This window comes from Amycolatopsis sp. NPDC059235, from assembly GCF_042754125.1.
Lineage (GTDB): Bacteria > Actinomycetota > Actinomycetes > Mycobacteriales > Pseudonocardiaceae > Amycolatopsis > Amycolatopsis albidoflava.
This window is the reverse complement of record NZ_JBHZAG010000151.1, coordinates 8,644-14,951: the sequence shown is the minus strand read 5'-3', so window position 1 is coordinate 14,951 and position 6,308 is coordinate 8,644. Positions and strand designations below refer to the sequence as shown.

The 6,308-nt window shown below is 65.8% G+C and carries 5 protein-coding genes; 2 read left to right on the top strand and 3 right to left on the bottom strand.

Annotated features, from left to right (window positions below; translation table 11 throughout):
* Window positions 1-1,424: 1,424 nt before the first annotated feature.
* Window positions 1,425-1,925 carry a hypothetical protein gene (locus ACFXI3_RS45495; protein WP_378408334.1) on the bottom strand — a complete coding sequence of 167 codons (501 nt, stop codon included), beginning with the start codon at window positions 1,923-1,925 and terminating at the stop codon, window positions 1,425-1,427.
* A 145-nt stretch (window positions 1,926-2,070) separates the two neighbouring features.
* The gene (locus tag ACFXI3_RS45490) at window positions 2,071-2,358 is read right to left on the bottom strand and encodes a DUF6881 domain-containing protein (RefSeq protein WP_378408332.1); all 288 of its coding nucleotides are present in this window, start codon (window positions 2,356-2,358) and stop codon (window positions 2,071-2,073) included.
* Between the two features lie 424 nt (window positions 2,359-2,782).
* Between ACFXI3_RS45490 and ACFXI3_RS45485 the strand changes: the two genes are divergently transcribed.
* Window positions 2,783-3,685 carry a DUF4291 family protein gene (locus tag ACFXI3_RS45485; protein WP_378408330.1) on the top strand — a complete coding sequence of 301 codons (903 nt, stop codon included), beginning with the start codon at window positions 2,783-2,785 and terminating at the stop codon, window positions 3,683-3,685.
* A 53-nt stretch (window positions 3,686-3,738) separates the two neighbouring features.
* On the opposite strand, the gene ACFXI3_RS45480 is transcribed toward ACFXI3_RS45485, so the two are convergent.
* The gene (locus ACFXI3_RS45480; protein WP_378408328.1) at window positions 3,739-4,923 is read right to left on the bottom strand and encodes a citrate/2-methylcitrate synthase; all 1,185 of its coding nucleotides are present in this window, start codon (window positions 4,921-4,923) and stop codon (window positions 3,739-3,741) included.
* Between the two features lie 64 nt (window positions 4,924-4,987).
* On the opposite strand from ACFXI3_RS45480, the gene ACFXI3_RS45475 reads away from it, so the two are divergent.
* The coding region (locus ACFXI3_RS45475) for an MFS transporter (protein WP_378408326.1) at window positions 4,988-6,308 on the top strand (1,321 nt) is incomplete at its 3' end.

Sequence of the window (6,308 nt, the reverse complement as noted above, 5' to 3'; positions counted from 1 at the left end):
CGCAGAAGCGAACAGCGCAGATGACGACCAGTATCAACCATCCACAGTAGACAGTGATCAACGCTGCTTCAGAATCTCTAGGTCGCAGGTTCGAGTCCTGCCGGGGGCACAAACTGCCTGGTCAGGGGAATCCCTGACCAGGCACAGCTTCTACCCGGGTGGTCGAACCGTCCGCAAACCCACGACAGTGGCGAGCGCGCCCAGTCGTCTCGAGACAAGCCCGTGGCGCGCGGCAGCACCCCTGCGCCGCTCCGGCCGTACGGTGCCGCCACCCGCCATCACGACGCCTCAACCAGGCCGAAACGCATTCGTGATCTTGCCCTCAGCCAGCCAGCACCCGCCAGGAACGTCTATGCCCGACCAACCGCACGCCGGCCGACGGTCGCGGAACGGAGCCGCCCGAGCTCTCTTCGAGGAAGCCCGCCGCGCCGGACTCGTCCAACGGCACCTGCGCAAACTCCATCACCTCGCCCGGCATCCAGGCTCACCGACAGCAAGCACACCGCCACCAGCCGCAGCCCCACCGACTGCCGATGCGGCACACTCGGCCACCGCCCCAACACACCAGCCACCCCGGGCACGCCGACGAAGACGCCCACCAGCAGAGCAACTCGCGCTCGGCATCGATCTTGCCCACCAGCCGACACCGCCGCCGCGCCGACTGTCCACAGAGGCCGCCTCATCAGACGAAGCCGCCTAACCGCCAACCAAAACAGAACCGTTCACTTCGAGCCCGGCGAGGTCTCACCCCTCCCGGCTTCGGCGAGGCACCCGCCGGCACCCGATGCCGCCTCCGGACACGGACCCTGCCTGACGGACTTCCGCATGCCCGAACCCGGCCGAATCCCGCGGACCAGCCCGGCCAAGGCCGGTAAGGCAAAGGCACGCGGGCCAAGGGGGCATGCATCTTCAGCAGCCGAAGTCTTCACCGAGCCATCTAGCCGACCCGCGACGCGAAGGCACCAGCGAACGTCGCCCCGCCAGTGGTACGGCCGCGGCGTGCGCCGGGCAAGTCCTGCATCTCGCAGCGCGAGGCACCGGGCCGACGACGCGCCAGCCCCGCCTGGAACACCGACGTCAACAACGCAATCCGACACGGCTTCCGCGCTTCGCAGCTCCAACTCAAGCGTGCACGAACACGTCCGAGGCAATGGTGAGCGGCGGCCGCCCTGCCACGAAGACTTCGGCAAAAGACAGCATCGACGAGGCTGCGCCTGACCTTGACGAAGCCGAGCGGTAGCAAACCAGAGCCGACCGTGGCAGCCGCCGCGCGGAAAACAGAAGCGGCGAGGCAGCCACCGCCGCTTCACCGCGGTCGGCTCCCGTTGCCTGCAAGATGTTCGCAGATCCCCGCGGCCAGCGTCTGCAGAAGAGGGCAGCCGACTTCCTTCTCCTGGCGAGCTTTCGCTCGAACAGCAGTGGCCTCAGTCGCATATTTCCTTCGCCCGAGCCAGCGCCTCTCGCCTGATTCGCTTCGTGGCCCCCGCAGAAGCTAGATATTCGAGCACCTGCCGGTGAGAAGAAAGTTTCGCGGCACGCAACTGCAGCCAGTGCGACCAGTTGTCCATCAAGTTCGGTTCGACAGCGTCGCTCGATCCCGAAACTAGCTCCTCGAGCACCGACAGCTCCACCATTCTCGCCCGGGCGAAATCTTGTGAAGCACCAACAGGAAGTACGCCTACCGCTCTCTCGCGAAGCGACCTTGGACCTTGCTCCAGCAAGCTCAAGACAACCGAAGTCGCCATGACCCTGTCTGGCTCGCGGCCAATCAATGCGATCAGCTGATCGATCTCGCTGTCAAGCCGCATAGCCCGGAAATACACATCCCAGCGGGCGTGCCCGCTTTCGAATTCGCTTGCTCCGACCCCTATCTCACGCGCGAACTTCCGCAGATCGCGCACGAAAATTTCGTCGAGCATCAGCATTCTCCCGGACCACCAGGGCAACGAACCGTCATGTTCTCACCGACAAGACGCCCAACGGCTCCAGCATCCCCGACCACTGCTCGCCGCCAGTCCGCGACCATCCTCTCCGCAGGCCGGGTCGTCACGGCCGTCCGAAAGAAGACCGTCATCGCCGACTCGATCGGAGAGCCTCTTCCCACACTCGAGTGAAATACGCGGCATCGATGCCCCTCGGGAGAAACTCGGCTTGCGCTTGGATCTCCTCAAACGAAGGGACTTTCCCCTCTCCGAGCACTGTATCGCCAGTTGACCGGTCCGTATCAGCAAACGTCTTTCTTCCATCGTGAAAGACCTCGACTTTGCGAACCTCGCAACCATCGGCATCGAGCTCACAGCAGAGCACAACCGGCTCTTCTTCGAGATCGTGGATCCTCTCGACTCTCAGGTGCAGCACATCGACCCCCTCGCCTGCCGACTGTTCACGAGGACGGGTCACAGCTTGGAATAGCGTACACGCGGCGCACACGAATTCGACACGAAGTCCAGCCGCGATCCTCGCAGAACAGTCTCCCTGTCCTCGCTGCCACGGGAGAGACCGAGCAGCACGCCAAGCGTCGGAGGCGTTGCTGAAACCGGCTCCGCGGCCACGAGTCTGCCGTGGCACGCAACGGGTCGCGGAGAAATCCCACCGCTCCGATTCCGCCGCTCAGCCGAGCTCCTGGATCGACACGTAGCCGACCTTCCAGGCCGGACAACGCATCTGAGCATCGCCGCGCACCCCTTCAAGCCGAACTGCGCGCGAGCGCCGATTTTCCCGCGACACAGCCATTGCCAGCGAGGCACAATGAGTCTCACGTTACGACCGCGGAGGAAACCACGTGTCTGGTCAGTTCTTCCCCAACCAGCTTCGCGACCTGAGGAGCCAAGCTGGCCTGACCCAAGCAGAACTCGCCGAGAGAGTCAGCGCCGACGTCAGCCAGATCAGCAGCTACGAAAAGGGCGAGGAGACACCAAGTCGCGAAACGGTCGTCCGCCTCGCCGAGGTCCTCAACACGACTGTCAAGCAACTCGTCACCAGTAGCGAGGCAGCCGGGACAACGAATGCGCCACCATCATCGTCACACCTCGCTTCGTCGCTGGCGAACCATCGGTCGAGCACTCCGCGACGTGACGTGCGGGCCAGCTTCACCGACGAAACCATCACCGTTTACCAGGCCTACTCGCGGCACATAGCCGACGTGGCAGTCGAATCCCAGACGTTCGCGGCGCCGTTCAAGCGCGAGCGGATGACCTGGATCAAGCCCTCGTTCCTGTGGATGATGTACCGGTCCGGGTGGGCGACCAAACCTGGCCAGGAACGCGTCCTGGAAATCCAGCTCACCAGGGCCGGCTTCGAATGGGCGCTCGCCAACGCCGCCCTCAGCAGCTACGAGTCCGGCACCTACGCCAGCCAGCGGCAATGGGTTGAGCGCAAGGAAGCCAGCCCGGTCCGCGTCCAGTGGGATCCTGACCGGTCGGCGAACCTCGCTCCGCTCAACCGGCGCGCCATCCAGATCGGGCTGTCCGGCGAGGCGGTCGATCGCTACGTCGACCAGTGGATCACCAGCATCACGGACATCACCCCGCTCGTCACCCGGGTCCACCGCTATGTCAGTTCAGGGCGTCTCGACGCCGCTCAGGAAGAACTGCCGATCGAACGAATTTATCCCTTGCCCGCGCCTGTTCTCGGCATCATCGGGGCCAGCGAGCCTGAGCCACGTCGATCAGTCCAGAGCGTCTAGAGCTGTCGGCCAGCCCGGTACCTCGGTGCCGACGGCGCGACACACCTCTGGGTTCAGCGACGACGGAGTCGCGGTCCGATGTAGACGGCGCGAGGCCGTATCCGCGACGGCTGCTCGTAGGCTTCGGCTGCGTGGGCGAGCCAGCCTGCGGTCCTGGCCACGACTGCCAAACCCAGTGAAGCTTCCTCGGGCCAGCGGTGGAGCCAGGTCAGGGCGCCGAGTGCGAAGTCGATATTGGGTTTCGGCTGGCCGCGCCTGGTCGCCGATTCCAATACTGCTCGCACGAGGTCCAGACGGGCGTTCCCGGCGTGGACGCGCTCGAGAGCAGCCAGCAGATGCGGAGCGCGCGGGTCGAAGTCGGTGTAGACCGGGTGTCCGAACCCCGGCAGCGCAATGGCGGGTCGAACAGGAAACTCCACAGTGGACAGTGCTTGCAGCATTCGGTGGACGTCGCGAGCGGTCCCACCGTGATCGACGGCTCGCATGGTCTGGATTCCGATGTCCACGGCGGCATAGGGATCCGCGCCGGTGGTGGCGGCGATCCGGGACGCGAAGGTGGACGCCGCGAGTTCGTGATCGGCCAGCAGGCACAGGGCCAGGTCGACCGGCGCGGAGGGCAGGGTGTCGGCACGGGTGAGCCTGTCGGCGATGACAGACGCGACCGGTTCTGACGCCGGGTGGGGATCCGGGTGTGCCGAGATCGCTGAGGCCATGGCTGGGATGAGCTGCCTGCCGACGTCGGCGACAGCGGCCGGGCCGAGGTCAGGTCGCGCCGGATCCAGCATGCCCAGTACCGATACGACCGTGCTCATCCGGTCGAGCACCCCTGCTGTCTTGGGAAGCGCGGTGAGCACGCTGGTGAGCTCCGGCCGATTCGTGTTTGGCCAGAAAACCGGGTCGGCGGGCAGATCCGCAGTCCAGAGCAGTTCCGCGACGTTCTCGAAACGCTGGTCCAGCAGGTCTTCGATCGGGTAGCCGCGAAAAGCCAGCGAGCCCGCCGGTTTGAGGTCGGTGACGGCGGTCTCGACGCGGATCTCTACCTGACCGGCCCGTTCGCGTTTCGCCGTCCTCGCGGCGAGGGTCTCGACCTGCGCCCGTTCGTACTGGGAACGACGGCCGCCACCGCCGCGCACGGGCCGCGAAGTCAGGACGCCACGGCTCGCGTAGGCGTAGAGGGTGCGCGTGGTGACGCCTAGCCGGTCCGCAGCCTCGGCTGCAGTCATCCACTCGCCGTCCATGCCGGGACCATAGTGCACTCAATCAACGTTGACAACGTTGATTATCGCTGGTCAGAGTGATCTCATGGCCACAGCGAACGGGGGCGCGCGACGGGCGCGCGGGGGCGGGCTCGGGCCGCGGTTCCTTGGCCTGTGGTGTTCGACTGCGCTTTCCGACACCGGCAACGGCATTTTCCTTGTCGGCGCGACGCTCCTCGCCATCCACGCCTTGGAAAGCCCTGCCCTCGTCGGGGTTCTGCTCACTTTGGCGACCATTCCGTGGCTGGTCGCGGCCATCCCGGCGGGAATCGTCGTGGATCGCATGGACGGGCACCGCGTGATCCAGATCGCCAATCTCGCCCGCGCGGGGACCATGCTCGCTGTCGGCGTCATCAGCGCCGGTGGACATGTTTCCGCTGTGATTCTCGTCGTGGCGGTCTTTATTTCGGGAGTACTCCAGACTTTCGTCGACGGTGCGGCAGAAGCACTTGTTCCCGAACTCGTCGACCGCGATCGGCTTTCGGACGCGAACGGCGCGCTGTCGGTGTCGACTCGGGTCTTCTACCAGTTCCTCGGGCCCCCGATCGCAGGTCTGGCCTACACGCTCTGGCCATCGGCATCGTCGCTGCTCTCCGGCGCGCTCTGCGGGATATCGACGTTGTGCATAGCCGCGGTACGACAGCCGTGGCCCCGCCGACATGGCGGCCGCGGCAGGGTCGACTTTCGACGCGGCCTGAGAATCGTGGGCCGAAGCCAGATCCTCAAAGCCGCGATCGCCATCAGTTGCCTTACCAGCGTCGCCAACGGCATCTATCTGACCGTCTTCGCGGTCTATGCCAATACCGGCCTCGGACTCACACCGACGACCTACGGTGTGCTCACCGGCCTCGTCGGTGTCGGAGCGGGCGCAGGGGCCTACCTCACGAGCCGGGCCGAGCGGCTATTCGGAGAGGTCGTCACCATGCGGCTCACCCGGGTCGGCTGGGCGTTGCTGTTTCTCAGCCCATTGCTGCGCTCGCCCTGGCTCATCGCGCCCGTAATGGTCGCGGGAAGCGCATTCGGGGCAATGTGGGCCGTCCAGGCGATGAACCTGCGTCAACGCGCCACGAGCCCTGGCCAACGAGCCCAAGTCCTGGGAGTCTTTCGAGCCCTGGCCTACGGAGCCACCCCGCTCGGGAGCCTCGCCGCCGCCACTTTTCAGAACACCGTCAGCAGTCAGATCCTGCTCGGCTCGGCAGCGGCTCTCACCGTTGCCACCATCGCGCTTGTCCCTACGCGCGAAAGCCTTTCTGCGCACCGCCGCCGCGCCCCCGCGGGGGGTGGGGGGGGGGGGGAGGGTGGGCCGCGGGGGCGGGGGCCGGGCCCCCCCCCCCACCACTGTAAAATAAAAAAAAGAAGCGGGCGCC